The organism is Pseudomonas sp. ICMP 8385 (genome assembly GCF_002699915.1).
In the GTDB taxonomy this organism is placed as follows: Bacteria; Pseudomonadota; Gammaproteobacteria; order Pseudomonadales; family Pseudomonadaceae; genus Aquipseudomonas; species Aquipseudomonas gessardii.
Map to the genome: position 1 here is coordinate 1 of NZ_LKBY01000054.1, position 221 is coordinate 221.

Here is a 221-nt window from a genome sequence, read left to right on the forward strand (position 1 = left end):
CCTGCATTCGTCAGTAAATGTCGGCGCGCCATCCACAGGTTCGACAGAGCGAACAGTGTCACCAGTTGCGCCGTGTTTTTGGCCAAGCCGCGAAAGCGCACCTTGGGGTAACCGAACTGGCGCTTGATTACCCGGAACGGATGCTCGACCTTGGCGCGCACCTGAGCCTTGGCCTTTTCAATCTTGCGCTTGGCTTTGTACAGCACGCTGCGCTTATCGAG

General features: G+C 57.9%; 1 protein-coding gene. It reads right to left on the reverse strand.

Translation table 11 applies throughout. From position 1 onward, the window contains the following. The coding region (locus tag AO268_RS06830; protein ID WP_141562786.1) for a transposase at window positions 1-221 on the reverse strand (221 nt) is incomplete at both ends.